Source organism: Streptomyces sp. NPDC047971, assembly GCF_040653355.1.
In the GTDB taxonomy this organism is placed as follows: domain Bacteria; phylum Actinomycetota; class Actinomycetes; order Streptomycetales; family Streptomycetaceae; genus Streptomyces.
This window is the reverse complement of record NZ_JBEZNW010000036.1, coordinates 1-24,956: the sequence shown is the minus strand read 5'-3', so window position 1 is coordinate 24,956 and position 24,956 is coordinate 1. Positions and strand designations below refer to the sequence as shown.

Annotated in this window: 25 protein-coding genes, 1 rRNA gene and 1 riboswitch; of the genes, 8 read left to right on the top strand and 18 right to left on the bottom strand. The window is 70.8% G+C overall.

Going from position 1 to position 24,956, the window contains the following annotated elements; all coding sequences use genetic code 11:
* Nucleotides 1-27: 27 nt before the first annotated feature.
* Both AB0D99_RS27710 and AB0D99_RS27705 read left to right on the top strand, forming a co-directional pair.
* Complete coding sequence (locus AB0D99_RS27710; protein WP_362367883.1) at nucleotides 28-693, top strand: pyridoxamine 5'-phosphate oxidase family protein; 666 nt, start codon at nucleotides 28-30, stop codon at nucleotides 691-693.
* A gap of 11 nt (nucleotides 694-704) precedes the next feature.
* Nucleotides 705-1,343: an FMN-binding negative transcriptional regulator gene (locus tag AB0D99_RS27705; protein ID WP_362367880.1), complete on the top strand. Its 639-nt coding sequence runs from the start codon at nucleotides 705-707 to the stop codon at nucleotides 1,341-1,343.
* 33 nt (nucleotides 1,344-1,376) lie between these two features.
* On the opposite strand, the gene AB0D99_RS27700 is transcribed toward AB0D99_RS27705, so the two are convergent.
* The 3 genes from AB0D99_RS27700 to AB0D99_RS27690 form a co-directional block, all read right to left on the bottom strand.
* On the bottom strand, nucleotides 1,377-2,312 hold the full coding sequence (locus tag AB0D99_RS27700) for a DMT family transporter (RefSeq protein WP_362368049.1): 936 nt from the start codon (nucleotides 2,310-2,312) through the stop codon (nucleotides 1,377-1,379).
* 192 nt (nucleotides 2,313-2,504) lie between these two features.
* Nucleotides 2,505-3,569, bottom strand: coding sequence for an EamA family transporter (locus tag AB0D99_RS27695; RefSeq protein ID WP_362367877.1), 1,065 nt, complete (start codon nucleotides 3,567-3,569; stop codon nucleotides 2,505-2,507).
* Between the two features lie 41 nt (nucleotides 3,570-3,610).
* Nucleotides 3,611-4,129, bottom strand: coding sequence for a Clp protease N-terminal domain-containing protein (locus tag AB0D99_RS27690; RefSeq protein ID WP_362367874.1), 519 nt, complete (start codon nucleotides 4,127-4,129; stop codon nucleotides 3,611-3,613).
* Nucleotides 4,130-4,346: 217 nt separating this feature from the next.
* Between AB0D99_RS27690 and AB0D99_RS27685 the strand changes: the two genes are divergently transcribed.
* Both AB0D99_RS27685 and AB0D99_RS27680 read left to right on the top strand, forming a co-directional pair.
* Nucleotides 4,347-4,556, top strand: coding sequence for a hypothetical protein (locus AB0D99_RS27685; RefSeq protein WP_362368046.1), 210 nt, complete (start codon nucleotides 4,347-4,349; stop codon nucleotides 4,554-4,556).
* A gap of 78 nt (nucleotides 4,557-4,634) precedes the next feature.
* Nucleotides 4,635-5,063, top strand: a complete 429-nt coding sequence (locus AB0D99_RS27680) for an SRPBCC family protein (protein ID WP_362367871.1) — start codon at nucleotides 4,635-4,637, stop codon at nucleotides 5,061-5,063.
* A gap of 76 nt (nucleotides 5,064-5,139) precedes the next feature.
* Here AB0D99_RS27680 and AB0D99_RS27675 read toward each other — a convergent pair whose 3' ends face one another.
* A complete protein-coding gene (locus tag AB0D99_RS27675) occupies nucleotides 5,140-5,760 on the bottom strand; it encodes a PadR family transcriptional regulator (protein ID WP_362367868.1) in 621 nt (206 codons plus the stop codon).
* 148 nt (nucleotides 5,761-5,908) lie between these two features.
* Between AB0D99_RS27675 and AB0D99_RS27670 the strand changes: the two genes are divergently transcribed.
* On the top strand, nucleotides 5,909-6,718 hold the full coding sequence (locus AB0D99_RS27670; RefSeq protein ID WP_362367865.1) for a PhzF family phenazine biosynthesis protein: 810 nt from the start codon (nucleotides 5,909-5,911) through the stop codon (nucleotides 6,716-6,718).
* Nucleotides 6,719-6,794: 76 nt separating this feature from the next.
* Here AB0D99_RS27670 and AB0D99_RS27665 read toward each other — a convergent pair whose 3' ends face one another.
* Both AB0D99_RS27665 and AB0D99_RS27660 read right to left on the bottom strand, forming a co-directional pair.
* Complete coding sequence (locus tag AB0D99_RS27665; protein ID WP_362368043.1) at nucleotides 6,795-7,577, bottom strand: type II CAAX endopeptidase family protein; 783 nt, start codon at nucleotides 7,575-7,577, stop codon at nucleotides 6,795-6,797.
* Nucleotides 7,578-7,696: 119 nt separating this feature from the next.
* Nucleotides 7,697-9,196: a glutamate-cysteine ligase family protein gene (locus AB0D99_RS27660; protein WP_362367862.1), complete on the bottom strand. Its 1,500-nt coding sequence runs from the start codon at nucleotides 9,194-9,196 to the stop codon at nucleotides 7,697-7,699.
* Nucleotides 9,197-9,673: 477 nt separating this feature from the next.
* On the opposite strand from AB0D99_RS27660, the gene AB0D99_RS27655 reads away from it, so the two are divergent.
* Entirely contained in the window at nucleotides 9,674-10,273 is a 600-nt protein-coding gene (locus tag AB0D99_RS27655) for a hypothetical protein (RefSeq protein ID WP_362367859.1), read from the top strand.
* 336 nt (nucleotides 10,274-10,609) lie between these two features.
* Complete coding sequence (locus tag AB0D99_RS27650; protein WP_362367856.1) at nucleotides 10,610-10,816, top strand: DUF5999 family protein; 207 nt, start codon at nucleotides 10,610-10,612, stop codon at nucleotides 10,814-10,816.
* Between the two features lie 132 nt (nucleotides 10,817-10,948).
* Here the strand turns inward: AB0D99_RS27650 and gcvP are convergent, their stop codons facing one another.
* Nucleotides 10,949-13,834 carry an aminomethyl-transferring glycine dehydrogenase gene (gcvP, locus tag AB0D99_RS27645; RefSeq protein WP_362367853.1) on the bottom strand — a complete coding sequence of 962 codons (2,886 nt, stop codon included), beginning with the start codon at nucleotides 13,832-13,834 and terminating at the stop codon, nucleotides 10,949-10,951.
* Nucleotides 13,835-14,013: 179 nt separating this feature from the next.
* Nucleotides 14,014-14,112: riboswitch (glycine riboswitch) on the bottom strand.
* Between the two features lie 111 nt (nucleotides 14,113-14,223).
* On the opposite strand from gcvP, the gene AB0D99_RS27640 reads away from it, so the two are divergent.
* A complete protein-coding gene (locus AB0D99_RS27640) occupies nucleotides 14,224-14,589 on the top strand; it encodes a PRC-barrel domain-containing protein (protein ID WP_362367850.1) in 366 nt (121 codons plus the stop codon).
* A gap of 84 nt (nucleotides 14,590-14,673) precedes the next feature.
* Here the strand turns inward: AB0D99_RS27640 and AB0D99_RS27635 are convergent, their stop codons facing one another.
* The 11 genes from AB0D99_RS27635 to rrf form a co-directional block, all read right to left on the bottom strand.
* Nucleotides 14,674-16,068: a DNA polymerase IV gene (locus tag AB0D99_RS27635; protein WP_362367848.1), complete on the bottom strand. Its 1,395-nt coding sequence runs from the start codon at nucleotides 16,066-16,068 to the stop codon at nucleotides 14,674-14,676.
* 85 nt (nucleotides 16,069-16,153) lie between these two features.
* Complete coding sequence (locus AB0D99_RS27630; protein ID WP_362367845.1) at nucleotides 16,154-16,783, bottom strand: MerR family transcriptional regulator; 630 nt, start codon at nucleotides 16,781-16,783, stop codon at nucleotides 16,154-16,156.
* 218 nt (nucleotides 16,784-17,001) lie between these two features.
* Nucleotides 17,002-17,475, bottom strand: a complete 474-nt coding sequence (locus AB0D99_RS27625; protein WP_026281837.1) for a bifunctional nuclease family protein — start codon at nucleotides 17,473-17,475, stop codon at nucleotides 17,002-17,004.
* A gap of 53 nt (nucleotides 17,476-17,528) precedes the next feature.
* Nucleotides 17,529-18,272 (bottom strand): MerR family transcriptional regulator, encoded by a 744-nt coding sequence (locus AB0D99_RS27620; RefSeq protein WP_362367842.1) that lies wholly within the window; start codon nucleotides 18,270-18,272, stop codon nucleotides 17,529-17,531.
* A gap of 29 nt (nucleotides 18,273-18,301) precedes the next feature.
* Nucleotides 18,302-19,243, bottom strand: a complete 942-nt coding sequence (locus AB0D99_RS27615; RefSeq protein WP_362368040.1) for an FHA domain-containing protein — start codon at nucleotides 19,241-19,243, stop codon at nucleotides 18,302-18,304.
* A gap of 82 nt (nucleotides 19,244-19,325) precedes the next feature.
* On the bottom strand, nucleotides 19,326-20,138 hold the full coding sequence (locus AB0D99_RS27610) for a DUF881 domain-containing protein (RefSeq protein WP_362367839.1): 813 nt from the start codon (nucleotides 20,136-20,138) through the stop codon (nucleotides 19,326-19,328).
* 5 nt (nucleotides 20,139-20,143) lie between these two features.
* A complete protein-coding gene (locus AB0D99_RS27605) occupies nucleotides 20,144-20,476 on the bottom strand; it encodes a small basic family protein (RefSeq protein ID WP_015032176.1) in 333 nt (110 codons plus the stop codon).
* Entirely contained in the window at nucleotides 20,473-21,402 is a 930-nt protein-coding gene (locus tag AB0D99_RS27600) for a DUF881 domain-containing protein (protein WP_362367836.1), read from the bottom strand. Before AB0D99_RS27600 ends, AB0D99_RS27605 begins: the two co-directional genes overlap by 4 nt.
* Before the next feature lie 100 nt (nucleotides 21,403-21,502).
* Complete coding sequence (locus AB0D99_RS27595) at nucleotides 21,503-23,998, bottom strand: mannose-1-phosphate guanyltransferase (RefSeq protein ID WP_362367833.1); 2,496 nt, start codon at nucleotides 23,996-23,998, stop codon at nucleotides 21,503-21,505.
* 111 nt (nucleotides 23,999-24,109) lie between these two features.
* The gene (locus tag AB0D99_RS27590; RefSeq protein WP_362367830.1) at nucleotides 24,110-24,718 is read right to left on the bottom strand and encodes a CDP-alcohol phosphatidyltransferase family protein; all 609 of its coding nucleotides are present in this window, start codon (nucleotides 24,716-24,718) and stop codon (nucleotides 24,110-24,112) included.
* A gap of 146 nt (nucleotides 24,719-24,864) precedes the next feature.
* A 5S ribosomal RNA gene (gene rrf / locus AB0D99_RS27585) occupies nucleotides 24,865-24,956 on the bottom strand; the annotation flags it as partial.

Sequence of the window (24,956 nt, the reverse complement as noted above, 5' to 3'; positions counted from 1 at the left end):
TTATGCACTAGTGCAATGGAGAGCGCAATGACGGATTCCTACGAGCCGACCGAGCGGACCATCCCGACCCGCTCCCGCGACCGTGCCTCGTACGACCGTGCGGCGGTGCACTCGATACTCGACGAGGGGTACGTCTGCCACCTCGGCTTCGTCCGCGACGGCGCGCCCGTCGTGCTGCCGACGCTCTACGGCCGGATCGGCGACCGTCTCTACGTCCACGGCTCCACCGGCTCACGGCCCCTGCGCATGGCGGGCTCCCGCGGCGGAGAGGCGCCGGGCCTGCGGGTCTGCCTGACCGTGACCCACGTCGACGGCCTGGTCCTCGCCCGGTCGGCCTTCCACCACTCGATCAACTACCGGTCCGTGGTGGTCCACGGCACCGCTCACCAGGTCACCGACCCCGAGGAGCGGCGCACCGCCCTCGACGCCCTGGTCGACCACGTCGTGCCGGGCCGCTCCGACGACTCCCGCCCCGCCAACGCCAAGGAGCTGGCGGCCACCGCCGTCCTCCGCCTCGACCTCGGCGAGGTGTCCGCCAAGGTCCGCACCGGCGGCCCCAACGACGAGCCGGAGGACGCGAGCCTCCCGCACTGGAGCGGGGTGATCCCCGTACGGAAGGCGTACGGCACGCCGGTCCCCGCCGACGACCACGACCCGGCCATCCCCCTGCCCGGCTACCTCTCCGTCCTCTGAAGGGCCGCGCCATGCTCATACACCCCTGGGACGCCGCCCATGAGGCCGGCGAGTGGCGCGACTGGCTGGCCCGCCACGACTTCGGCCAGCTGGCGGTCAACGGCCTGGACGGCGAGCCGCCGTGGGTGCAGCCCCTGCACTTCCGGTACGACTCCGAGCCCGGCCCGCACGGCCGGGTCCTGGCCCACCTCGCCCGCCCCAACCCGCTCTGGCCCGCCCTGGAGCGGCACCCCACGGTCCTGCTGAGCGTCGTCGACGACTACGCCTTCGTCCGCGGCCCGTGGGCGGCGCCGGAGGGCGCCCCCGCCGAGCACGGCACCCCCACGTCCTTCTACACCGCGGTCCAACTGCGCTGCACGGCGCACGTGGTCGACGACCCGGCGGAGAAGGCGGAGCTGCTGAACCGCCAGGTGGCGCACTTCCAGCCCGAGGGCGGCACCGCCCCGGTCGCCGCGGGCGAGGCTCCCTTCGGCCGGCTCCTGCCGGGCCTGCGGATGCTGCGCCTGGACGTGACGGAGGTGCGGGCCAAGTTCAAGTACGCGAACCACAAGCCGGAGTCGGTCCAGGACGGCATCGTCGCGGGGCTGACGGCCCGGGCGGGGCGAGGAGACGCCGAGGCGGCGGCCCACCAGCTGCGACGGCGCCGCTAGGCCCCGCATCCGGGCACCCGGCCCGCCGCCCGGCTAGGCCGTGGCCTCGGCGCGGCGCACCGCGGCGTCCCGCGCTTCCGCGAAGGCGAGCCCCGTCACCGCCGTGAGCAGCAACGACGTGCCCACCACGGTGGCCGCTGTCAGCTCCTCCCCCAGCACCGTCACCGCGATGGCCGCCGCGCTCACCGGTTCGAGCAGCATGATCACGGACACGGTCGCCGCGCGGACCACAGCCGCCCCGGCGAAGTAGAGGGCGTAGGCGAGCGCGGTCGGCACCGCCGCCACGTAAAGGAGCAGCCCGAGCACCTGCTGGGGCTGGTCGGTGTGCGGGACGAGGCCCTCGACGGCGGCCATCGGCAGCAGCCCCACCGCACCGATGGCGAAGGCCCAGGTGGTCGTCGACAGCGCGTCCGAGCCGCCGCCGTCGCGGCCGAGCCATCGGGTGAGCAGGGTGATGGCCGCGTACCCGGCGGCGGAGAGCACCGCGAGGCCCACGCCCAGCGGCCTGACCTCGCCGCTCTCGCCGCCCAGCACGAGGACGGCGAGTCCCGCGAGCGCGCCGCCCACGGCGGCCGTGCCACCGCCGCCGAGCCGTTCGCCCATGGTGAGCCTGGCGCCGAGGGCGATGAGGACGGGGCCCGCGCCCAGCGTGACGACGGTGCCGACGGCCAGCCCGGTCGCCTCGACCGCGGCGAAGTAGGCGCTCTGGAAGACGGTCAGCCCGATCCCCGTGCCGAGGATGCGGATCAGCCGTCGCCGGCGCGGTTCCAGCGCCTCGGCGGCGGGGCGGCCGGGCCGCAGGGCCAGCGCTCCGAGCAGCAGGACCAGCCCGCCGACGCAGCGCCAGAAGGACAGCGCCAGCGGGCCCATGTCACTGACCCGGAACACCAGCGAGGCCGCGGCCCCGGCCGTGCCCCAGGCGACGCCGGCGACGATCAGGTAGAGGAGGCTCCGCCCGACGGCGGGCATGGCCGCCGCGGACGTGGAGGATTTCGACACGTGCTTCTCCGTGGAAGGACGGGGTGGTGTGGTCGCTCGAATCCGCGCGCGGGCAGCGACGAACCGCTCGGGGACTGCCCGAGCCCGGTCTTCGTCAGGGAGAGTGCCGCCCGCGCCTAGGCGGCGGGAGGCGGAAGGACGGTCGAATGCATGATCGGCACCTTACGGGGCGGTCCGGCCGGCGGACAACTCGGCGTCGGGGCCGCTCGCCCGGGGTCCGGCCCCGGCCCCGGAGCGGGCCGCGCCCTCGACCTCCGAACCGCCATCGGCCCCCGAACCGCCCTCGATCTCCGAACCGGCCACCGCCTCCACCGAGGCCGGCTTGGGCGTCGACGACTGGGCGATGAACGCGCCGATGAGCACGACCGCGCCGCCGATGATCTGCGGCGCCCCCAGGTGTTCACCGAGCAGGACCCAGGCCAGCACGGTGGCGATCACGGCCTCCAGACAGGCGACGACGCCGGCGACCTGCGGCGAGAGCCTGCGCACGGAGACGATCCCGGTGACGTAGGCGAGGACCGTGGCGATCAGCACGATCCAGCCGAGCAGCAGCCACGCGGCCACCCCCGTGCCGTTCATGTCGGCTTCGCCGCCGAGCACGGACCAGTCCATCCCCCACGGCCGGGCGACGACGGTCAGCACGAGGGCGCCGATGACCAGTCCGTACGCGATGACGCCCAGGGGGTCGACCGGGTCGGACTCGTCGCCTCCGTGGTCGGAGAGGACGAAGTAGCCGACCTGGCAGCAGGCGGCGCCGAGCGCGAGCAGCAGCCCGAGCAGGTCGAAGCCGATCCCCGACCAGACCTGCACCACGCAGGCCAGGCCACCGACGGCGAGGACGACGCCGAGCGCGGCGGCGCGGGTGACCGGCCGGCGCTGGACGAAGCGGACCCAGCCGAGGACGAGGGCGGGGGCGAGGTACTCGATGAGCAGCGCGACCCCGACGGGGATCCGGGAGATCGACGCGAAGTAGAACGCCTGGACGCCGGCGACGGCGAGGAGTCCGAAGCCGACGAGGAGGACGGGCTTGCGACGCAGCAGATCGCGGTGGCGCCAGGCGACGGGCAGCATGACGAGGGCCGCACCGGCCACCCGGAGCCACACCACATGGAGCGGATCGAGGCCCGCCTCGATCAGCGGCTTCGCCGCCACACCTGAACCACCGAATGCGAAGGCCGAGGCCAGGGCGAGGCCCAGGCCGGCGCTTCTCCCCTGAGACGCGTGCATCGGGCCATCATGACAGGACGGCGTCAGGCCCGTAACCCCCGTTACACCTGTTGAGACAGCTCCCCGATCCGGTCGGTCAGGACGAGGGGATCGACCCCCGCACGGCGGAGCACCTCGACCGCCCGGCTCTCCGGATCCGCGGCGATCACCGCCAGCAGGTCGAGGCCACGCGCGCGCGGCTCTCCGCGCAGGGCGGCCCGCGCCGCGGCACGGTCCATCGCGGCGGCTGCGGCGGGCGACCAGCCGTCGGTCGCGGGATCGGTGTCGCGCACGGCGTCCAGGGCTCCGGTGTCCTCCACGGTGCCCTGCCAGCGCAGGCCGTAGCCGATGGAGCGCTGGACGAGATAGCCGAGGACGCGCGCGAGCTGGGGTCCGCCCGCGAAGGCGGCGCCGACCTCGGGATCGCTCTCGATGAGCGAGTGGAGCAGATGGGCGGTGTCGATCTGCCGGTCCCCGTCACGCAGGGCTCTGCGGCGCGCGCTCGCCACGACCGTCGCGACTTCGGCGGTCAGGCGGCCGAGCTGGATCTCCGGGCGGCGGGCCACGGGCTGCCGGGGCACGCGAGGGACAGGACTATGCACGCTTCCACCTCATCAGCCCCTGGCGGCCGGAACATCCCCGCGGAGGAGCATGTGCGCATCCCACGCGAGGTGGGCACGGGCGGGCGGTCCCTCATCCCTACGGAGGAGATTCAGGCCGTTCTCGCCGCGGGGGCGCGCGCCGCCTTGCCTTGCGCCCCGAACGCAACCACGACACTCCCCGTTTCGTCCTGTGAGTATGTTCTGGATGGTCGCCCTGCTCGCCACCGACGGGCGGCAGTACGTCTACCGCGTGTACGCGCCGCGGGAAGCGCTGCCGGCCGATCTCTTCTGGGCCGCGTTCCACTGCCATGACGAGGGCGGAGGCCCACGGGCCTCCGACTGGTTCGACTCCGCGCGGATGTGGTGGATCGACGAGGCAGAAGAACTGACGGTTCATCAGTATTGAATGTTGAGGGCCGCCCGGCTACGTTCCGTCGACACCGAAGACCGACGAGAACACGCGAAGCCGTGAAGGGGTGGTCGTATGGCCGAAGTCAGCGCGGAGGCACGGATCGATGCGCCGGCCGAGAAGGTCTGGGCGCAGCTGACCGACTTCACCTCGTACGGCGAGTGGAACGCCACCCACACCAACTTCCCCGACGGCGGTCCGGCCACGCTGGAGCAGGGCGCGACCTTCGCGGAGAACATGAAGCTGATGGGCTTCCCCGCAGAGGTGACCTGGACGGTCGAGGAGCTGGAGACCAGCCGGGTGCTGGCGATCCGGGGCAAGGGCCCGATGGGGGTCAACGTCGGCACCCGCTACTCGCTCGCGGCGGACGGGGACGCGACCACGGTCCGGATCGACGGCGAGTTCACCGGCGCGGCCGTCTCGCTGATGGCGGGCAAGCTCAAGGACTCGGCCACCGCGGCGCTCAACGAGTCCCTCCGGAAGCTGGCCGGCCTGGTGGCCTGAGCGGCGGCCGCGCGACGCGCACGCGGGAGGGGCCCCACGGCGTGCGCCGTGGGACCCCTCCCGCCGTCCGGCCGGCTCAGTGCTCGTCGGCCAGGATCAGGTACAGCTTCTTGCGGGCTTCGTTGATCACCGAGATCGCCTTCTGCCGCTGCTCGGCACTGCCGGTCTTCCAGACCTGGCCGAACGCCTCCATCAGACCGAACCCGGCCTGCCGCACCTCGTTCATGGCCTCCCAGTCGACACCGCGTCCGGCCTCCTCCCAGGGGGCCTCCGGGCCCGACTCGGCCTCGGCCCGGCCGGCCTCCGTGAGCGTGAACAGCTTCTTGCCGCCCTCGCTCTCGCTGATGATCAGACCCTCGTCCTCAAGGAGCTGCAGGGTCGGGTAGACCGAGCCCGGGCTGGGCTTCCACGCCCCGCCGCTGCGCTCGCCGATCTCCTGGATCATCTCGTAACCGTGCATCGGGCGGCCCTTCAGCAGGGTGAGGATCGAGGCGCGCACGTCTCCGCGCCGCGCCCGCCCCCGGCCGCCTCCGCGACCCCTGCCGCCCCCGAAAGGGCCTCCACCCCACGGCCCGCCGCCGAAGCCCGGCCCGAACTGACCGAAGGCGGCACGCCGGCCCTCGAACTCACCGCGAGAGCCGCCTCGACCACGAGGGCCGGGTCCGCAGTCTCCATGTCCGTGTCCATGTGAACGCATCGCAACGCTCCTTCCATCGGGTACATCGTTGAACTGTCGCGATGCGTCAACGATATATCGGAACAGTTCGTTTGCCAACTCCCGGCAGGTCCAGTGCTCCCGGATTGGCCTTGGCCTGCGGCTTTGCGGCCCCGGTACGTTCCGTGCCATGCGGATCCGAATCGTCGACGCGTTCACCGACCGCCCCTTCTCCGGCAACCCGGCAGGGGTCCTCCTCCTCGACTCCTTCCCCGACGACCACTGGCTCCAGAAGGTGGCCGCCGAGGTCAACCTCTCCGAGACCGCCTTCGCGCACCCGCTGCCGCCCGGCGGCGAGGCCGACTGGGCCCTGCGCTGGTTCACCCCCGCCACCGAGGTCGACATGTGCGGCCACGCCACGCTCGCCACCGCCCACGTCCTGCACACGACCGGCGCCGCGACCGGGCTCGTCCGCTTCGCCGCCCGCTGCGGCGTCCTCGGCGCCACCGTCGCGGAGGACGGCACGATCACGATGGACTTCCCGACCTCCACGCTGACCCCGGTGCCGGCCCCGGACGGCCTGGAGAAGGCGCTGGGCGCGGAGGCCGTCTCCGTCCACGACACCGCGGCCCACATCGGCGACCTGGTCGTCGAGCTGCGCGACGAGGCGGCCGTACGCTCCCTGACACCCGACTTCGCGGCTCTGGCGCGCCTCTCCGACCGGGGTGTCATCGCCACCGCGGCGGCCGAACGGCCCGAGCGGGGCTACGACTTCGTGTCACGCGGCTTCTTCCCCCGCGTCGGCATCGACGAGGACCCGGTCACCGGCAGCGCCCACACCGCGCTCGCCCCCTTCTGGTCCGCGCGCTTCGGCCGCGACGACCTCACCGGGTTCCAGGGCGGCGCCCGCACCGGCATCGTCCGCACCCGGCTGCGGGGCGACCGGACCCTTCTGACGGGCCACGCCGTGACGGTCGTCGACGGCGAACTGCACGCCTGAGCCGCGCCCCCGGTCCCGAACGCACGGAAGGGGCGTACGGCGAATGCCGTACGCCCCTTCCGTCGCCTTGCGGCGTCTAGACGGTGGGCAGCCAGTCGACCTTCCCCGCCAGGAGTCCGTAGCCGACGAAGGCGACGATGTCGAGCAGCGCGTGCGCCACCACGAGCGGGCCCACCCGCCCCCAGCGGCGGTAGAGCAGCACGAAGACCACGCCCATCACCACGTTGCCGATGAAGCCGCCGATCCCCTGGTACAGGTGGTACGAACCGCGCAGCACCGAGCTCGCCACCAGCGCCGCCATCGGTGTCCAGCCCAACTGCCCGAGGCGCCGCAGCAGGTAGCCGACGACGATGACCTCTTCCAGGACGGAGTTCTGGATCGCCGAGAGGATCAGGACGGGGTACTTCCACCACACGTCCGGCAGGGACTCGGGCACCACGGTCAGATTGAAGCCGGTCGCCCGGGCCACCAGGTAGAAGGCGAGGCCGGCGCTGCCGATCACGGCGGCCACCAGCGTGCCCCGCCCGAGATCCGGCCAGGGCCGGGTCCGGTCGAAACCGATCGCCCGCATCCCGGAGCCCTCCCGCACCAGCAGATGTGCGACGAGCAGGACGGGCATGAGCGCGGTGGCGATGCCGAAGAGCTGCCACGCCAGGTCGAGCCAGGGCCGGCCGGGGGCGAACGAGCCGTTGAGCATCGCCGCCTGTTCCTTCAGCTCGCCGGACCTGGTCAGCGAACCGATGAAGCTGATGGCGGACGACACGGCGCTCGCGCCGAGCGAGAGCCCGAGGACGATCAGGGTCTCGGACCGCAGGATCCGGCGCGGCAGGCCGTCGGGAGGAAGGGAACCGGCGACCACTCGTTGCTCCGACACCACACCTGTCTCCACTTCCCCATCGCGTTCCGGGTACGGAGATCATGCGCGAAGGGCCGGTCCGGGCGCCATTCCGGAAGCGGAGGAGTTGTCCCCCCGACCCCCTAGTCGATGCCCGGCGGCCACCGGTGCACCGGCTCGCCGCCCCGCATCAGCTCGGCGTAGCGGCGGGTCGTGGCCGCCAGGGCCGCCTCGCGGTCCAGACCGGAGTCGCGCGCCCGGCGGAAGGTCTCGGCCTGCCAGGAGGCACCGTTGACCCGGCCGCGGCAGCGCTCCTCGATGACACCGAGATAGAAGTCGCGGTCGGCCGGCTCGACGTGCCAGGCGTCCAGCCCGGACGCGGCCAGCGGCAGCAGCTCGTCGAGGACCAGACGTACCGCGGACACCGTGGAGACCCCGCCCGAGCGGCCGGGCCGGGGCCAGCGCAGCTCCGCGTCGATCCCGTGGCGACAGGCGGTGTCGAAGTTCGCCGCGGCGTCCTCGAACGCCAGCTTCTTCCACACCGGCCGGGGCTCCTCGGCCAGCGCCCGCACCAGTCCGTAGTAGAAGGCCGCGTTGGCGACGACGTCGGTGACCGTCGGTCCGGCCGGCAACACCCGGTTCTCCACCCGCAGATGCGGAACCCCGTCCACCCAGCCGTAGACGGGCCGGTTCCAGCGGTAGACCGTCCCGTTGTGCAGGACGAGTTCCTGCAGGCGCGGCACCCCGCCCCGGTCGAGGACGAGCAGCGGGTCCTCCTCGTCGCAGATCGGGAGCAACGGGGGGAAGTACCGCAGGTTCTCCTCGAAGAGGTCGTACGCCGAGTCGACCCACCGCTCCCCGAACCAGGTGCGCGGCCGGACCCCCTGTGCCTGGAGCTCGGGCGGCCGGGTGTCCGTCGCCTGCTGGAACAGCGGCGGCCGGGACTCGCGCCAGAGCTCCCGGCCGAAGAGGAACGGAGAGTTGGCGCCGACGGCGATCTGGACCGCCGCCACGGCCTGGGCCGCGTTCCACACGGCGGCGAAGCGGGCTGGGGTGACCTGGAGGTGCAACTGCACGGAGGTGCAGGCCGCCTCGGGCACGATCGACGTGGAGGTGCAGGTGAGCCGCTCGACCCCCTGGATGTCGAGACGGAAGTCCTCGCCCCTGGCGGCGACGATCTGGTCGTTGAGCAAGGTGTACCGATCGACGGCCGAAAGGTTCTCGAAGACGAGATCGCGCTGGGAGAGCGTCGGCAGAATTCCGATCATGATGACGCCGGCGTCGACCTCGTGGGCCTTGCGGTCGGCATATCCGAGACCGGTCCTCAACTCCTCGGCGAGCCGGTCGAATACCCGGCCGCCGAGACGGTGCGGAGCGATGTTCACTTCGAGGTTGAACAATCCGAGCTCCGTCTGGAAATCCGGGCTCGCGATGCGTTCGAGGACCTCGGCATTCACCATCCGCGGCATACCGTCCGTGCCCGCGAGATTGAGTTCGATCTCCAGGCCCATCAGATTCCGCGGACGGTCGAACCTCTTCTCCGCCAGGAGCCTCGCGAGCCCCGCCAGACACTGCTGCAGCTTCCTGCGGTATCTCTGCCGATCGGACAGGTCGAACCCGTCTGCCACGACCTTCTCCCCCATCGAAGCGTCCCTCCTCGATCGGGCGGCCACGGCGACGGCCGCGCGCGTCACGGACGATGATGCCCAGCCGACTGATCCATAACGCCTGCGGAGCCACCCCACCGCCAGGTAGGCTGGATTGAGCAATCACCCGGCACATCCCGTGGTCACTCGGCAAAGGACATATTCCTCCGACATAATCACGGAAAGCATGGGGGTGATATTCGGCCGTCCACGGCCGGAGCGAAGCCGCAGGCAGACGAAGTGCGCTCACCGCAAAAGATGCGAATCGCCCCCGGAACACGTCCTGATGACGCCTTGCTCGCAATATCGGCGACCGCTAGCGGAAACAAGGTGTGAACACGTCTCGTATAAACTCCGCGGACGAGGCAGAGTGTTGGCGCCCGGCCATGACCTCATGGCCCCTCTCCGGCAGCCCACAGCGCCGTCGTACCTGCCCACGCGTCACCGTGTCTCCTGAGCGAGAGGCGACCCACCATGCTCCGACCCTCCCCGGCCCCCGCGCCGGCCCTGCGCAGCGTCCTCGCGGCCCTCGGTTCCCCCACCGCCGTCCGTGAGGCTCGAACTCCCGCCCTCCGGGCCGCACAGGGGCCGCTGAGCCCCGAGCTGCCCCTGCCCGTCCATGTCCTCGACGTACGGGACCAGGTCGTCCCCGGCGGGCAGGCACCGCGCACCCGGCTCGTCGGCTGGCGCTTCCTGATCCGGGGCACCGATCGCGCGGTCGCCGCCGCCGACACCATGCTCACGCCCGACGGCTGGTCCTTCTCGCACTTCTTCGAGGGTCCCTACGTCACCGCCACCGAACGCGCCCTGCTGCAGGCCGAGACGCTGCCCACGACGTACCAGCCCCGCCTGCTGTCCGTCCCGGAGCTGTACATGCTGACGCTGTGGCTCCACGGGGACACGGAGGCCGACGGGGCGTCCGCCTCGCCCGCGCCGGCCGACCTCCTGGTCCCCCTCGCCCCGGCGCCTCCCGGCATCGCCTCCCACCGCCCGCACCGGGTGGCGGACCTGCTGCCCGTCCTGACCCTGCGCCTCGCGCCGCCGCCGCTGTTCGGCACGCCGGCGCCGGCCTGAACCACCGCACCCGACGTCCGTCCGCAGCGCGCACGCCCCGCGACCGACCGGGCCGCGGGGCGCCGCGCTGCCCGAACGCCCCTGTCGAACACCCCTCCCCGGACGGACTAGCCCGCCAGGACTACCCCGAACCATCCGAAGAGACCGCCCAGTTGAGTTGAACCGCCCGCGCGGGTGATACGTCTTCATGCAGTAGGAAGAGCTCCCGTGAAATACCTGCGGATCGACGTCCGTGGGGGAACACTGGACCAACCGAACCGACAACGGGGGGCGGCCATGAGCACCGCATCGAGCCGCAGGACGACAGACACCACGACGCAGCGAAAGAACCCACCCATGTGCCAGCACCAGCCTGCCTGTCCCACCGCCCACTCCGCCGACCGGGAGGCGGCACGACTGATGGCGCACCACCCGGAGCAGGGCTGGAGCCTGCTGTGCAACGGGGTCCTGCTCTTCGAGGACACCGGTGAACTGCTGCCGGACGGCCAGATCATCGCCCCGCACCGCCCGCTGACGGCGGGCCAGGTCACGACAGCCGCCTGACGGCGGGGCACGTCGGGCACCACACCGTACGAGGGAACACGCAAGGGCCGGCCCGGAGAAGTCTCCGAACCGGCCCTGACTCATGCCCGGTTGCCGTTGCCGCTCAACCGGCGCTCACGTGCGCGCCCGTGCTCAGTTGTCGTACTCGTCCATCGGCGGGCAGGAGCAGACCAGGTTGCGGTCGCCGAAGGCGCCGTCGATCCTGCGCACCGGCGGCCAGTACTTGTCCGCGGCCGAGACACCGGCCGGGAAGACCGCCTCGTCACGGGTGTACGGGTGGTTCCACTCGCCGCCCAGCGCCGCGGCGGTGTGCGGGGCGTTGCGCAGCGGGTTGTCGTCCGCGGGCCACTCGCCCGACGCGACCTTCTCGATCTCGTACCGGATCGCGATCATCGTGTCGCAGAAGCGGTCGAGCTCGGTCAGGTCCTCGGACTCGGTCGGCTCGATCATCAGGGTGCCGGCCACCGGGAACGACATCGTCGGCGCGTGGAAGCCGTAGTCGATCAGGCGCTTGGCGATGTCGTCGACGCTGACGCCGGTCGACTTGGAGAGCGGACGCAGGTCGACGATGCACTCGTGGGCGACCAGGCCGGCCGGACCGGTGTAGAGCACCGGGTAGTGCGGCTCCAGGCGCTTGGCGATGTAGTTCGCCGCGAGGACGGCCACCTGCGTGGCGCGCTTGAGGCCCTCGCCACCCATCAGACGCACGTACGACCACGAGATCGGCAGGATGCCGGCCGAGCCCCACGGGGCGGCCGAGATCGGGCCGACGCCCGTCTCCGGGCCGGCGGTCGGCTGCAGCGGGTGGTTCGGCAGGTACGGCGCGAGGTGCGCGCGCACACCGACCGGACCGACACCGGGGCCGCCGCCGCCGTGCGGGATGCAGAAGGTCTTGTGCAGGTTCAGGTGCGAGACGTCGCCGCCGAACTTGCCCGGCTTGGCCAGACCGACCAGCGCGTTGAGGTTGGCACCGTCGACGTACACCTGGCCGCCGGCCTCGTGCACCTCGCCGCAGATGTCGGCGACGTGCTCCTCGAACACGCCGTGCGTGGACGGGTAGGTGATCATCAGGACGGACAGCTCGTCGCGGTACTGCTCGATCTTGGCGCGCAGGTCCGCGATGTCGACCTCGCCGTCGTCGGCGGTCCTGACGACGACGACCTTCATGCCGGCCATGACCGCGGAGGCGGCGTTGGTGCCGTGCGCGGAGGACGGGATGAGGCAGACGGTGCGCTGGTCGTCGCCGTTGGCGCGGTGGTAGGCGCGGACGGCCAGCAGACCGGCCAGCTCACCCTGCGAACCGGCGTTCGGCTGGATCGACACCTTGTCGTAGCCGGTGACCTCGGCGAGACGCTCCTCCAGCTCGGTGATGAGCGTGAGGTAGCCCTGAGCCTGCTCGACCGGGGCGAAGGGGTGGATCTGGCCGAACTCGGGCCAGGTCACCGGCTCCATCTCGGTGGTCGCGTTCAGCTTCATGGTGCAGGAGCCGAGCGGGATCATGCCGCGGTCGAGCGCGTAGTCGCGGTCGGCGAGCTTGCGCAGGTAACGCAGCATCGACGTCTCGGAGCGGTGCGCGTGGAAGACCGGGTGGGTCAGGTACGCGTCCGAGCGCAGCAGCCCGGCGGGCAGCGCGTCCTCGGTCCCCGCGTCCAGGGCCTCGATGTCGGCGTCGACGCCGAAGGCGGACCAGACGGCGGCGAGCTGGGCACGCCCGGTGGTCTCGTCGCAGGAGATCGAGACGTGGTCGGCGTCGACGAGGTACAGGTTGACGCCCGTCTCGCGGGCGGCGGCGACGGCCTCGGCGGCCTTGCCCGGCACCCGGACGGTCAGGGTGTCGAAGAAGTCGCCGTGGACGACCTCGACACCGCCGGCCCTCAGGCCCGCGGCGAGGATCGCGGCGTACCGGTGGGTGCGCTGAGCGATGCCCTTCAGGCCGTCGGGGCCGTGGTAGACGGCGTACATGCCGGCCATGACGGCGAGGAGCACCTGGGCGGTGCAGATGTTGCTGGTGGCCTTCTCGCGGCGGATGTGCTGCTCGCGGGTCTGCAGCGCCAGGCGGTACGCGCGGTTGCCGTCGGCGTCGACGGAGACGCCGACGAGGCGGCCGGGCAGGGAGCGGGCGTGCTTGTCCTGGACCGCCATGTAACCGGCGTGCGGTCCGCCGAAGCCCATCGGGACGCCGAAACGCTGGGTGGTGCCGACGGCGATGTCGGCTCCGAGCGCACCCGGCGAGGTGAGCAGCGTCAGCGCGAGCAGGTCGGCGGCGACGGTGACGATCGCGCCGAGGTCGTGGGCGGCGTCGATCAGCGGCTTGATGTCGCGCACGGCACCGGAGGCACCCGGGTACTGGACGAGCACACCGAAGACGCCGCGCTCGGCGATCTCGGCGGGGATGCCCTCGGACAGGTCCGCGACGACGACCTCGACACCGGTCGGCTCGGCGCGGGTCTCGATGACGGCGATGGTCTGCGGCAGCGCGTCGGCGTCGACGAGGAAGACACCGTTCTTGACCTTGCCGACACGGCGGGCGAGCGCCATGGCCTCGGCGGCGGCGGTGCCCTCGTCGAGCAGGGAGGCACCGGAGGTGGGCAGACCGGTGAGGTCGGCGACCATCGTCTGGAAGTTGAGCAGCGCCTCCAGGCGGCCCTGCGAGATCTCCGGCTGGTAGGGCGTGTACGCCGTGTACCAGGCCGGGTTCTCCATCACGTTGCGGAGGATCACCGGCGGGGTGAAGGTGCCGTAGTACCCGAGCCCGATCATCGGGGCGAGGACCTGGTTGCGGTCGGCGAGCTCACGCAGCTCGGCCAGGACCTCGGCCTCGGTGCGCGCGGAGGGCAGACCGAGCGCCTCGGCGTTCTTGATCACGTCCGGCACGGCGGCGGCCGTGAGCTCGTCGAGGGAGCCGTAGCCGACCTGCGCGAGCATCTTGGCCCGTGCCTCGGCGTCGGGCCCGATGTGCCGCTGCTCGAACGGGATGCCCTGTTCGAGCTCGGAGAGCGGAATGCGGTTGGCGGTCATGTACGGAGGCCTCCTGGTCGTCACGACCTGCGAGGGGCACCAACGGCGCGGGTGCCCGGACGGCCTCCCCCTCTGTCATCTCAACCTGAGAGCTTCACCGGCACGCCGAAGGGCTCGCCGGCTTTCACCGTCGGTGAGGGCGGATGCCGTCGGACGTCCGCCCTGCTTTCCAGAGTGACCTCGTCCGTGCGGTACAGGGGCCTGAGAGATTCCGGGGAGGATTTGCTCCTTCGGCGCCTCCGAAAGGTTTCTCCGGAGGACTCTCCCGCACAGGGTCGACAGCCACAGCCAGCCTACCAGCGCGGTTCCGGAAGCCATCGCTCAAGTGGCCGACATCCCAGATGTGCACTTTCGTAGTCATAGAGCAGGTGCGACCAGTTGGAGGGACCGTGCAGACCGACATCGATCCGCGCAGCCTGATCGGCCGCAAGGCGTACGACCGCGAGGGGCACAAGATCGGCACCGTGGACGAGGTGTACCTGGACGACGCCACCGGCATCCCCGAGTGGGCGGCGGTCCGCACGGGCCTCTTCAGCCGGGACGCGTTCGTCCCCCTGGAGCCGAGCGAGCTGGCGAAGGACGGCCTCCACATCCCGTACGACCGGTCCCTGATCAAGGACGCACCGGACTTCGGCGTGGGCCGCCACCTCTCCCCCGAACAGGAGCTGCAGCTCTACCGCCACTACGACATCGCCCTCCCCCCGCCGCCGCCGGACCGGGACTTCGGCCGCCTGGCGGGCCAGGAGGAGACCTGACGGTTCCACCCCCACCACGCCCTCCGCGCGGACGAGCGCATCGGCCCGGCCCGCCCTGCGGGATCGACGGTCCCCCGGCGAAGCTCAGCGGGCGGGCGGGAGCGACAGGCCCGGTCTGAGGCCGGGCCCACCCCCCACCAACGGCAGCGGCTCCGCCGCCTCCAGCTCCGGGTCGTCCACGAGGAACGTCCGCACCCGCCCCGGAGCCGAACCCGGCTCCTCGAAGCGCACGGTGACCCGCCCCACCCCGCTCCCCTGCACCCACCCTGCGCCGTACACCGCGTGCCGTACGTCGTGCCCGGGCGACCACCGCCGCTCGGGGGGCGGCTCCTCCGCCGGGGCCGCGTCCGCGGGTGAAGCCTCCCCGGCCCCCGACCCCGGCTCGACCGCCCCGGCCGTCTCCGCAGCCTCCGCCTGCGCGAACAGATCCTCCTGCGTGTAGTCCGCGAGCCCGCTCACCCCGACGCCGAGCAGCCGGACACCGCCCGTCGTGTCCACCCCTTCGAGCAGCCGCCCCGCGGCCTCTCGCACCACGACGGTGTCGTCCGTCGGCCCCCGCAGCGTCTCGGAACGCGTCAGCGTCGAGAAGTCGAACCGCCGCACCTTCAGCACGATCGTCCGCCCCGAGTGCCCCGACGCCCGCAGCCTGCCCACGCACCGCTCGGCGAGCCGGTCCACCTCCGTCCGGATCCGGACCCGGTCATGCAGGTCCACGTCGAAGGTGTCCTCCACCGACACCGACTTCGTGTCCCTCTCGGCCACCACGGGCCGATCGTCGTACCCCTGGGCCATGAGGTACAGGGACGCCCCGTGCGCCCGCCCCAGCAGCCGTACGAGCTCGTCCTCGCCCGCCTCCGCGAGGTCCGACACCGTCGTCATCCCCGCACGCCGCAGGTGCTCCCCGGTGGCCGGCCCCACCCCCGGGAGGATCCGCACCGACCGCGGCCCCAGCAGCTCCCGCTCGGTCCCCGGCTCGATCAGCACCAGCCCGTCCGGCTTCGCCTCCTCCGAGGCGATCTTCGCCAGCATCTTGGACCCGGCGAGCCCCACCGACCCCGTGAGCCCCGTCGTGGCGAGAATGTCCCTGCGCAGCCGCTCACCGGCCTCCCGCGCGCTCGCGCTGTCATCGGCCACGCCCCCTGCCTCCAGGTCGACGAACGCCTCGTCCAGGCTCAGCGGCTCCACGAGCGGCGAGAGCCGCCCCAGCAACTCCATGACCTGCTCGCTGATCCCCCGGTAGAAGCCGAAGCGCGGCACGAGATAGGCGGCGTTGGGCGCCCTGCGCCGCGCCTGCGCCATCGGCATCGCGGAGTGCACCCCGAAGCGCCGCGCCTCGTAGGAGGCGGTGGCGACGACGCCGCGCGGACCCAGCCCCCCGACCACCACCGGCTTTCCGCGCAGACTCGGTTTCGCCGCCTGCTCGGCGGCGGCGAAGAAGGCATCCATGTCCAGATGCAGAATCGTCGGCGCGGCTCTCACATCTCCGATGCTGCCCTACGCCACTGACAATCGACCCGCACACACGTACGGGCGCGTCGCGCCCCGCCCGGCCGTACGGAACGACTCAGACCGCCCGGTCCCGCCGCCGCCTCGCCAGCTCGTCACCCGGGTTGTGGCCGATCAGCGTCTCACCGGTGTCGACACGCTCCCCGTGCAGCTGCGAGAGCGCGGCCTCCACATCGCGCCAGACCACACCCACCGCGATCCCGAAGACGCCCTGACCGCCCTGGAGCAGATCGACGACCTCGTCCGGCGAGGAGCACTCGTACACGGTGGCTCCGTCGCTCATCAGCGTCATGCGCTCCAGGTCGCGAAAGCCCCGTGCGCGCAGATGCTGCACGGCGGCCCGGATGTTCTGCAGCGCCACCCCGGTGTCGAGGAATCTCTTGACGATCTTGAGAACGACGACGTCCCGGAAGCTGTACAGCCGCTGCGTCCCGGATCCGTAGGCCGGCCGCACGCTCGGCTCGACGAGCCCGGTGCGCGCCCAGTAGTCCAGTTGGCGGTAGGTGATCCCGGCAGCCGCGCATGCCGTCGGACCGCGGTAGCCCACCACGTCCGTCCCGGACGCCGCGGCATCTCCCGCGTTCACACCCGTACCGAAGTCGCCCGCATTGCCGTGAAGCGGATACGGACCGCTCTCCCCGGACGCATGCCCGAGGGAGCCCCCTGCCGTACCGTCGCCGCTGCTCATCACGCCGACCCTCCGTCCTTGACCTGCCCACACGAAGGTAGGCAGTCACTCGGGGTGCGTCAACGATCGCCACACTCGGCACGCCGAGTGATAATCACCCTGAGAGTGGTTTCCCGTGTCTCTCTCCGGGGAAAGGCTACTCGAATGCCCTGACCGCACCCGGCGTGCGACGGTCGGCGGCCGGCCCACGGCCGGCCCGCCTCAGCGACTGCCGGACCTCACTGGCTGCTGGACCCGAAGTCCTCGGGGGAGATCTGGTCGAGGAACTCGCGGAACTTCTCCACCTCGTCCTCCTGCTCGTCCGGAATCGCGATACCGGCGTCGTCGAGCACACCGTCACTGCCGTAGATCGGCGTACCGGTGCGCAGCGCGAGCGCTATCGCGTCGGAGGGCCTGGCGCTCACCTCGACGCCGCTGGCGAAGACCAGCTCCGCGTAGAAGACGCCTTCGCGGAGATCCGTGATGCGGACCTCCGTGAGCTCCTGGCCCACGGCTTCAAGGACATCCTTGAAGAGATCGTGCGTCAGCGGCCGGGCGGGGGCCATGCCCTGCTGGGCGAAGGCGATCGCGGTCGCCTCACCCGGTCCGATCCAGATGGGGAGGTACCGATCGCCTCCCACTTCACGCAGGAGCACGATCGGCTGGTTGGAGGGCATTTCGACCCGGACACCCACAACGTCGAGCTCGTTCACACAGCAACCCTAGGACGTGCCCGACCGGTTTGGGTAGTCGGGCCCCCACAAGATCACGGCAACCGGAGTCCGAGAGCGGTCTGGACCAGTGCCGCATGCAGCCGGACGGACAGCCCGGCGAGCTCCTTCGCGGTGGCCTCCGCATGCGCTCTGGTCTGCGGGTTACGGTGCCGGCGCAGCGGCGCGACCACCTGTTCGACGAGACCCGCCTCCCGGTCGGCGGCCGCTTTGACCGCCCGGAGGTGCCGAGGTTCCAGACCGAATCTCCCCAGATCGGCGACAAGTCTGGCGACCGTGACGGTCTCGGCGTCGTAGCCGCCCTCGGCTCCCGCGGCGATGAGCCCGTAGGACTCCCACTCCGCGAGCTCCTCCTCGCTCACCTCCGCGGCGGCGAGCAGCTCGGCCCGACCCACCCGCGCGGCCGTCGGCCGGTCGCCCTCCGGCTCCCAGGCCCCGTCCAGCAGGTCCCGCTGCGGGCTGGGGGACGGGAGCCTGATCTGCTCACCCCGGGCGAGGGCGTCGAGATGCTCCCGGATGACCTTCAGCGGAAGATAGTGGTCCCGCTGCATCCGCAGGATCTGGGCGAGCCGCTCCACGTCCTGCGGGCTGAACTTCCGGTACCCGGAGGCCGTACGCCGGGGCTCGACGAGCCCCTCGGCCTCCAGGAACCGGATCTTGGAGATGGTCACTTCGGGGAACTCGTCACGCAGTTGGTTCAGCACCGTGCCGATGCTGACCAGCCGGTCGCCCGCGGTGGCGGTGCCGTGTCCGGCACCGCCCGTCGGTGTTCGCAGCATGGACCTTCCCTGAAGGCTTCCCGGAGGCGTCACACGCCCCGCTGGCTCGAGTAGAAGACCAGCCGGTACTTGCCGATCTGCACCTCGTCGCCGTTGGACAGGACCACCGACTCGATCGGCTCACGGTTGACGTAGGTGCCGTTGAGGCTGCCGACGTCGGCGACGGTGAAGCTGCCGTCCTGAGCCCGCCGGAACTCGACGTGACGCCGCGACACGGTGAAGTCGTCGAGGAAGATGTCGCTCTGCGGGTGACGGCCGGCCGTGGTCAGCTCGCTGTCCAGCAGGAAGCGGCTGCCCGAGTTCGGACCGCGGCGCACGACGAGCAGGGCCGAGCCGGCCGGCAGGGCCTCGACGGCCGCCAGCGCCTCGGGAGAGAGGGACGGCACGGCGGTCTGACCGGTGACCTCGGCGTCATACGCCTCGAGGCCCGAGATCGAGATCGTCGACGTCGTCTCGGACGCGCGCTCCACGGGCGCCCCGCCCCGCAGCGGCGTGCCGCAGTGGGAGCAGAAACGGCTGTCCGCGGTGTTGCGGTGACCGCACCTCGTACACACCGGCATGGACGCATCCTCCTGCCGCGGCTGACCCGCGGAGGTCTGGGTCGCATACGGATCGGGGGTGAACCCTCCACCCGTACTTGAGGTTGATGGTTCCCCGAAACCTATGCGCCCGGCACCGGCAGGGTCAACAGACGACGCGCCGTGCGCGCCCGCGACATCTCCGCCCTGGCCGCCGACCTCGTCACGGAACAGCGGACGCTCGCCGCCCTGTTCCTCGCTCTGGGCGTGGCGCGGCGCGCGGTGCTTGGCGTTGCCGCCGTCCTCGCGTGCGCTCTTGCCGAACAACTTCGCAAAAAAACTCACGGGCGATTCCCCTTGACCGAAACAGACCCGCCCGTGGGGCAGGACGAACCCTGAATGAACACACCTGCCGACCCGGACACCTTCACAACGTCCGTATCCTCCGGACAGTTTCCACCACGCACCACGCTTGTGATGCGGCGACCCCCCGCAACGCCCTCCCCTTGTCGCGTGACCGCGACACACCCCCGGCTCACTGCGAGGACGACTGAGCGTAGTCAGGCCGCTTCGCAGGTCGCAAGGCATCCACAACGATCTTCTCGGACTTGGCCACGGTCGCCGTGGCCTGCTCCTTCTCCAGCGTCTGAATGACTCCACCGGGGATGTTGAGCGCCGGCTCGAGATCCTCGGGCTTGCCGATGACCTTGAAGACGTACGGAGCGGCCACCTTCGTTCCATCGATCTCTATGTCGCTTCCCGCACCGGAGAAGTAACTGTCCGCGACCACCCGCACATCGTTGATCTGGATCGCCTCGGCACCCGCCGCACGCAGCTCCTGGATCGCGTCGAGCAGCATGTCCGACTCGACCGCCGCCGCCGCGCCCGCGACGGTCAGCGTGATGCCCGGCCCCTCGGCGGCGACCGTACCGGCCAGGATGCCGAGCTGCTGCTCCTTCTCCTGGGTCTGCTTGCGCGCCTCCTCGGCCTGGTCCGAGCTGGACTCCAGCTCGGAGCGCTGGTTCTCCAGGCGCGCCTTCTCGTCCTCCAGGCGCTGCGTACGGTCGTCGAGCTCGTCGAGGATCCGGACCAGATCCTCCTGGCGGGCGCCGCGCAGCGCACTGTTGTCGCTCGTGGAGCGAACCTGGATGGCGAGCCCCAGACCGAGGACGAACAGCAGCAGGGCGACGATGAGTTGGGCCCTGCTCACCCGTGGCGGCCACAGCCCGGCGGCCAGCCTCTGCCGTCCGGTCAGCTGCTTCTCGGGGGCGGCGGGCGCCTCGGGGGTCGCCTCGGTCGCCTCGCCGTCGTCCGGGTTCTCGGGCTTCTCGGGGTTCACGTTGCTCATCGGCGTCACGCCCGGAACACGTGCCGCCGGATGGCGGCGGCGTTGGAGAAGATGCGGATGCCGAGCACGACGACGACACCGGTCGACAGCTGCGCGCCGACGCCCAGCTTGTCGCCCAGGAAGACGATCAGCGCGGCGACCACCACGTTCGACAGGAAGGACACCACGAAGACCTTGTCGACGAAGATTCCGTCGAGCATGGCACGCAGGCCGCCGAAGACCGCGTCGAGGGCGGCCACCACGGCGATCGGAAGATAGGGCTCGACCACCGCCGGAACCTCGGGCCGGACCAAAAGTCCGACCACCACTCCCACGATCAGGCCCAGTACGGCGATCAAGATGTGCCCTTCCCTGTGTCGGCCGTGGCCTGCCCGGAAGGCTTGGCGGCCCCGGCTCCCCTCGGCTCTGCTGTACGTACGATCAGGCTCGGCGCGGCCGGCAGACGTACGTCCGCCTCGGCCGAGATGCTGGTGCGGATCCCGAAGTTCTCCTGCAGCGCGTGCAGGTACTGCCCGTCGGCGCTGTCCTGGAACGCGGTGCTCAACCGCTGCCCGTCCCCCACCGCCAGCACCGTGTACGGCGGCACCAGCGGCTTGTTGTCGACCAGTATGGCGTCGCCCGCGGCCCGGATCGCCGACAGCGACGTCAGCCGCTGACCGTTGATCGAGACGGCCTCCGCGCCCGACTCCCACAGACCGTTGACGACCCGCTGCATGTCCCGGTCACGGACCCGGCCCGTGTCGGAGAAGCCACTGCTCTCCCGGGGACCCCCGCCACCCTGCTCGGTGTCCTTGGCGTCGTCGACCACGAGCTTCACGCCCGGGCCGTGCACCGGGGTCGCCCCCGACAGCAGCGCCACCAGCTCGGCCTGGTCGCCGCCGTGCTGCTCGAGCGCCTTGCGCTGCCTCTCGCCGACCTCGGCGCGGATCTTCTCGACGTCCTGCTCCAGCTTCTCGGCCGCCTCCGTCTCCGCGTCGATCCGGCCGATCAGCTCCTGCCGCTCCTTGGCGACGACGGGCGCCGAGATCCGCGCCTCCGCGGCACCCACGGTCACCACGGCCGCGGCGAGCACCAGGCCGGCTGCCAGGCCAAGCTTGGCCCGCAGCGTCCGAGGCAGCCCGCCGCCCTCCGCCTCACGCCGGGCCGACGCCTCCGCGTAGCCGTCGTCGAGCGCGTGGTCGATCACGTTGTTCAGCAGCGACATGGACGCGTCCGGACGCGGGGGCGGTGTTCCGGTGCTCCGAACGGGGTGCTGCTGCGACATGCCGCACATCGTCGCACGTCGGGGGTGCTACCGCCGAATGGCCCCACCGATGGGCCGGGAGGCGCCCGCAGGACACCACCCGGCACATCCGCCCCAACCGTCAGTGACCTGCGCTCTCGACCACGTTCGACCACTCGTCGAGCAGGGCCTGCGCCGAGGAGTCGTCCGGCCCCTCGGCCCACAGATGGGTGACGGCCTCGGCCGGGTCCGGCAGCACCATCACCCAGCGACCGTCCGCTTCCACGACCCGTACGCCGTCGGTGGTGTCCACCGACCGGTCTCCGGCCGCCTCCACCACCCGGCGCATCACGAGCCCCTTCACGGCCCACGGCGTCGCGACGTCCCGCCGCAGGACATGCGCCCGCGGGATGCGCGCGTCGATCTGGCTCAGCGTGAGCTGCGTCCGCGCCACCAGACCGATGAGCCGTACGAACGCGGCGGCGCCGTCGAAGACGCTGCTGAATTCCGGAATGATGAACCCGCCGCGACCGTCGCCGCCGAAGATCGTGGACTCCTCCCGCCCGACCCTGGTCAGATCGTCGGGCGAGGTCGTCGTCCACTCCACCTGCGTGCCGTGGTACGCGGCGACCTGCTCCGCGATCCGCGTGGTCGTCACCGGCAGGGCCACCCGCCCGGAGCGCCGCTCGGCGGCCACCAGGTCGAGCATGACCAGCAGCGAACGGTCGTCCTCGATGATCCGGCCCCGCTCGTCGACGAGCGACAGCCGCTCACCCACGGGGTCGAACCGTACGCCGAACGCGGCCCGCGCCGACGCCACGATCTCTCCGAGCCGTACGAGCCCCGCCCGCCTGGTCTCCGCCGACTCCGTCGGCCTCGACTCGTCGAGGCCGGGGTTGATCGTCAGGGAGTCCACCTGGAGCCGGCCGAGGAGGCTCGGCAGAACGAGCCCGGCGCTGCCGTTGGAGGCGTCCACGACGACCTTCAGACCCGCCTCCGCGATCCCGGAGGTGTCCACGTTCCGAAGCAGCGAGCCGGTGTACGAGTCGAAGACGCTCGCCGGGAAGGAGAGGTCACCGATCTCGCCCGGGAACGCCCGACGGTACTCCTGACGTGCGAAGACCCGGTCCAGCTTGCGCTGCCCCGCCTGTGACAGGTCCGCACCCCGCTCGTCGAAGAACATGATGTCCACGGAGTCCGGCACACCGGGCGAGGTCCGCACCATGATCCCGCCGGCGCTTCCCCGGGCGGTCTGCTGCCGTGCCACCGGCAGCGGTACGTTCTCCAGGTCACGTACGTCGATGGCGGCGGCCTGGAGCGCCGAGATCACCGCACGTTTCAGCGCGCGGGCTCCCCTGGAGTGGTCACGCGCGGTGGTGACGGTCGCGCCCTTCTTGAGCGTCGTCGCGTACGCCCCCGCGAGCCGTACGGCCAGCTCGGGCGTGATCTCCACGTTGAGGATGCCGGAGACTCCGCGCGCCCCGAAGAGATGGGCCTGACCGCGCGACTCCCAGATGACGGAGGTGTTGACGAAGGCGCCGGCCTCGATGGTCTTGAAGGGGTAGACCCGGACGTTCCCCTGAACGATCGATTCCTCACCGACGAGGCACTCGTCGCCGATGACGGCGCCGTCCTCGATCCGGGCGGCCCGCATGATGTCGGTGTTCTTCCCGATCACGCAGCCTCGCAGATTGCTCTGCTGCCCGATGTAGACGTTGTCGTGGATGACGGCCTTGTGGAGGAACGCACCGCTCTTGACGACGACGTTCGAGCCGATGACGGTGTGCTCGCGGATCTCCGCTCCCGCTTCGACCTTCGCGTAGTCACCGATGTACAGCGGGCCCCGAAGGACGGCGTCCGGAGATACCTCCGCGCCTTCGGCCACCCACACACCGGGCGAGATCTCGAAACCGTCGAGCTCGACCTGGACCTTTCCTTCGAGCACGTCGGCCTGGGCCTTGACGTAGCTCTCGTGGGTACCGACATCCTCCCAGTAGCCCTCGGCGACATAGCCGTAGATCGGCTTGCCCTCCTTCATGAGCTGCGGGAAGACATCGCCCGACCAGTCGACGGAGGTGTCGGCCTCGACGTAGTCGAAGACCTCGGGCTCCATGACGTAGATGCCGGTGTTCACCGTGTCCGAGAAGACCTGGCCCCAGGTCGGCTTTTCGAGGAAGCGCTCGACCTGGCCGTCCTCGTCGACGATCGTGATGCCGAATTCCAGCGGATTCGGCACACGCGTCAGGCAGACCGTGACGAGGGCGCCTTTCTCTTTGTGGAAGGCGATCAGATCGGTGAGGTCGAAATCGGTGAGTGCGTCTCCCGAGATGACGAGGAAGGCGTCGTCCTTCAGCGCTTCCTCGGCGTTCTTCACACTCCCCGCTGTGCCGAGAGGTTTCTCCTCGTTGGCGTAGGTGAGCTCCATTCCGAGCTCTTCGCCGTCACCGAAGTAGTTCCTGACGAGCGAGGCGAGAAACTGCACGGTGACGACGGTCTCGTTGAGACCGTGCCTCTTGAGCAGTCGCAGGACGTGCTCCATGATCGGCCGGTTGGCGACCGGCAGGAGAGGCTTGGGCATGCTCGAGGTCATCGGGCGAAGTCGGGTTCCTTCGCCACCGGCCATCACGACGGCCTTCATGTCGGAAGCGTCCTCCTTGAAGAGACGACGGTCCTGCCGACTTCACCTGTCAGTGGCCCTAAGGCGTCCTCGTCCATGCCGGCGACGCTGCACGGCACAGGACAGACGGGCTCAATCGGCCGAGGTATCCGCCTTGACGAGTCGACGGACCTGGACCACGTAGAGGATCCCTGCCCACCAATAGAGAGTTGTACCCCATCCGGCGAAGGCCCACCCGAAAACTTCAGCGAGTGACGAAAGCCAGCCCGTTCCGTCACTGAGCAGGAGCAGGGGGAAGGCGTACATCAAGTTGAATGTCGCAGCTTTCCCGAGGAAGTTCACCTGCGGCGGGGGATAGCCGTGCCGGCGGAGGATGCCCACCATCACCAGCAGCATGAGCTCGCGGGCGAAAAGCGCGAGGGTCAGCCAGAGTGGCAGGATCTCTCGCCAGGTGAGGCCCACGAGAGTGGAAACGATGTACAGCCGGTCGGCCGCGGGGTCCAGGAGCCGGCCCAGGCTGCTGACCTGGTTCCAGCGCCGGGCGAGCTTACCGTCGAGATAGTCGCTGACGCCGCTGAGCATCAACACCAGCAAGGCCCAGCCATCGCTGTTCGGACCGCCGAACACAGGTCGCAGAATCAGCCACAGGAAGAGCGGCACGCCGACGAGGCGAGCCATGCTCAAGATGTTGGGGATGGTGAGGACCCGGTCCGTCTGAACGCGAGTCTCCTGGACCTCCACCCGGGGGCCTCCTGTGGGAACGTGCCAATGATGCCCCCTGACCTTACCCTCAGCCACGACGCACCCGTGCACAGGGGGTCCGTTGTCCCCTGAACGCAAAAATGCCTCAACCCCCGGACGAAGTCCGGGGGTTGAGGCTAAAAATTGTTCGGCGGCGTCCTACTCTCCCACAGGGTCCCCCCTGCAGTACCATCGGCGCTGAAAGGCTTAGCTTCCGGGTTCGGAATGTAACCGGGCG

Bases quoted from the DNA above. Each gene is read 5' to 3' on its own strand.
- AB0D99_RS27710 (WP_362367883.1), top strand. From the start codon at position 28: ATGACGGATTCCTACGAGCCGACCGAGCGGACCATCCCGACCCGCTCC.
- AB0D99_RS27705 (WP_362367880.1), top strand. From the start codon at position 705: ATGCTCATACACCCCTGGGACGCCGCCCATGAGGCCGGCGAGTGGCGC.
- AB0D99_RS27700 (WP_362368049.1), bottom strand. From the start codon at position 2,312: ATGCCCGCCGTCGGGCGGAGCCTCCTCTACCTGATCGTCGCCGGCGTC.
- AB0D99_RS27695 (WP_362367877.1), bottom strand. From the start codon at position 3,569: ATGCACGCGTCTCAGGGGAGAAGCGCCGGCCTGGGCCTCGCCCTGGCC.
- AB0D99_RS27685 (WP_362368046.1), top strand. From the start codon at position 4,347: ATGTTCTGGATGGTCGCCCTGCTCGCCACCGACGGGCGGCAGTACGTC.
- AB0D99_RS27680 (WP_362367871.1), top strand. From the start codon at position 4,635: ATGGCCGAAGTCAGCGCGGAGGCACGGATCGATGCGCCGGCCGAGAAG.
- AB0D99_RS27675 (WP_362367868.1), bottom strand. From the start codon at position 5,760: ATGCGTTCACATGGACACGGACATGGAGACTGCGGACCCGGCCCTCGT.
- AB0D99_RS27670 (WP_362367865.1), top strand. From the start codon at position 5,909: ATGCGGATCCGAATCGTCGACGCGTTCACCGACCGCCCCTTCTCCGGC.
- AB0D99_RS27660 (WP_362367862.1), bottom strand. From the start codon at position 9,196: ATGGGGGAGAAGGTCGTGGCAGACGGGTTCGACCTGTCCGATCGGCAG.
- AB0D99_RS27655 (WP_362367859.1), top strand. From the start codon at position 9,674: ATGCTCCGACCCTCCCCGGCCCCCGCGCCGGCCCTGCGCAGCGTCCTC.
- AB0D99_RS27650 (WP_362367856.1), top strand. From the start codon at position 10,610: ATGTGCCAGCACCAGCCTGCCTGTCCCACCGCCCACTCCGCCGACCGG.
- gcvP (WP_362367853.1), bottom strand. From the start codon at position 13,834: ATGACCGCCAACCGCATTCCGCTCTCCGAGCTCGAACAGGGCATCCCG.
- AB0D99_RS27630 (WP_362367845.1), bottom strand. From the start codon at position 16,783: ATGAGCAGCGGCGACGGTACGGCAGGGGGCTCCCTCGGGCATGCGTCC.
- AB0D99_RS27620 (WP_362367842.1), bottom strand. From the start codon at position 18,272: ATGCTGCGAACACCGACGGGCGGTGCCGGACACGGCACCGCCACCGCG.
- AB0D99_RS27610 (WP_362367839.1), bottom strand. From the start codon at position 20,138: ATGAGCAACGTGAACCCCGAGAAGCCCGAGAACCCGGACGACGGCGAG.
- AB0D99_RS27600 (WP_362367836.1), bottom strand. From the start codon at position 21,402: ATGTCGCAGCAGCACCCCGTTCGGAGCACCGGAACACCGCCCCCGCGT.
- AB0D99_RS27595 (WP_362367833.1), bottom strand. From the start codon at position 23,998: ATGAAGGCCGTCGTGATGGCCGGTGGCGAAGGAACCCGACTTCGCCCG.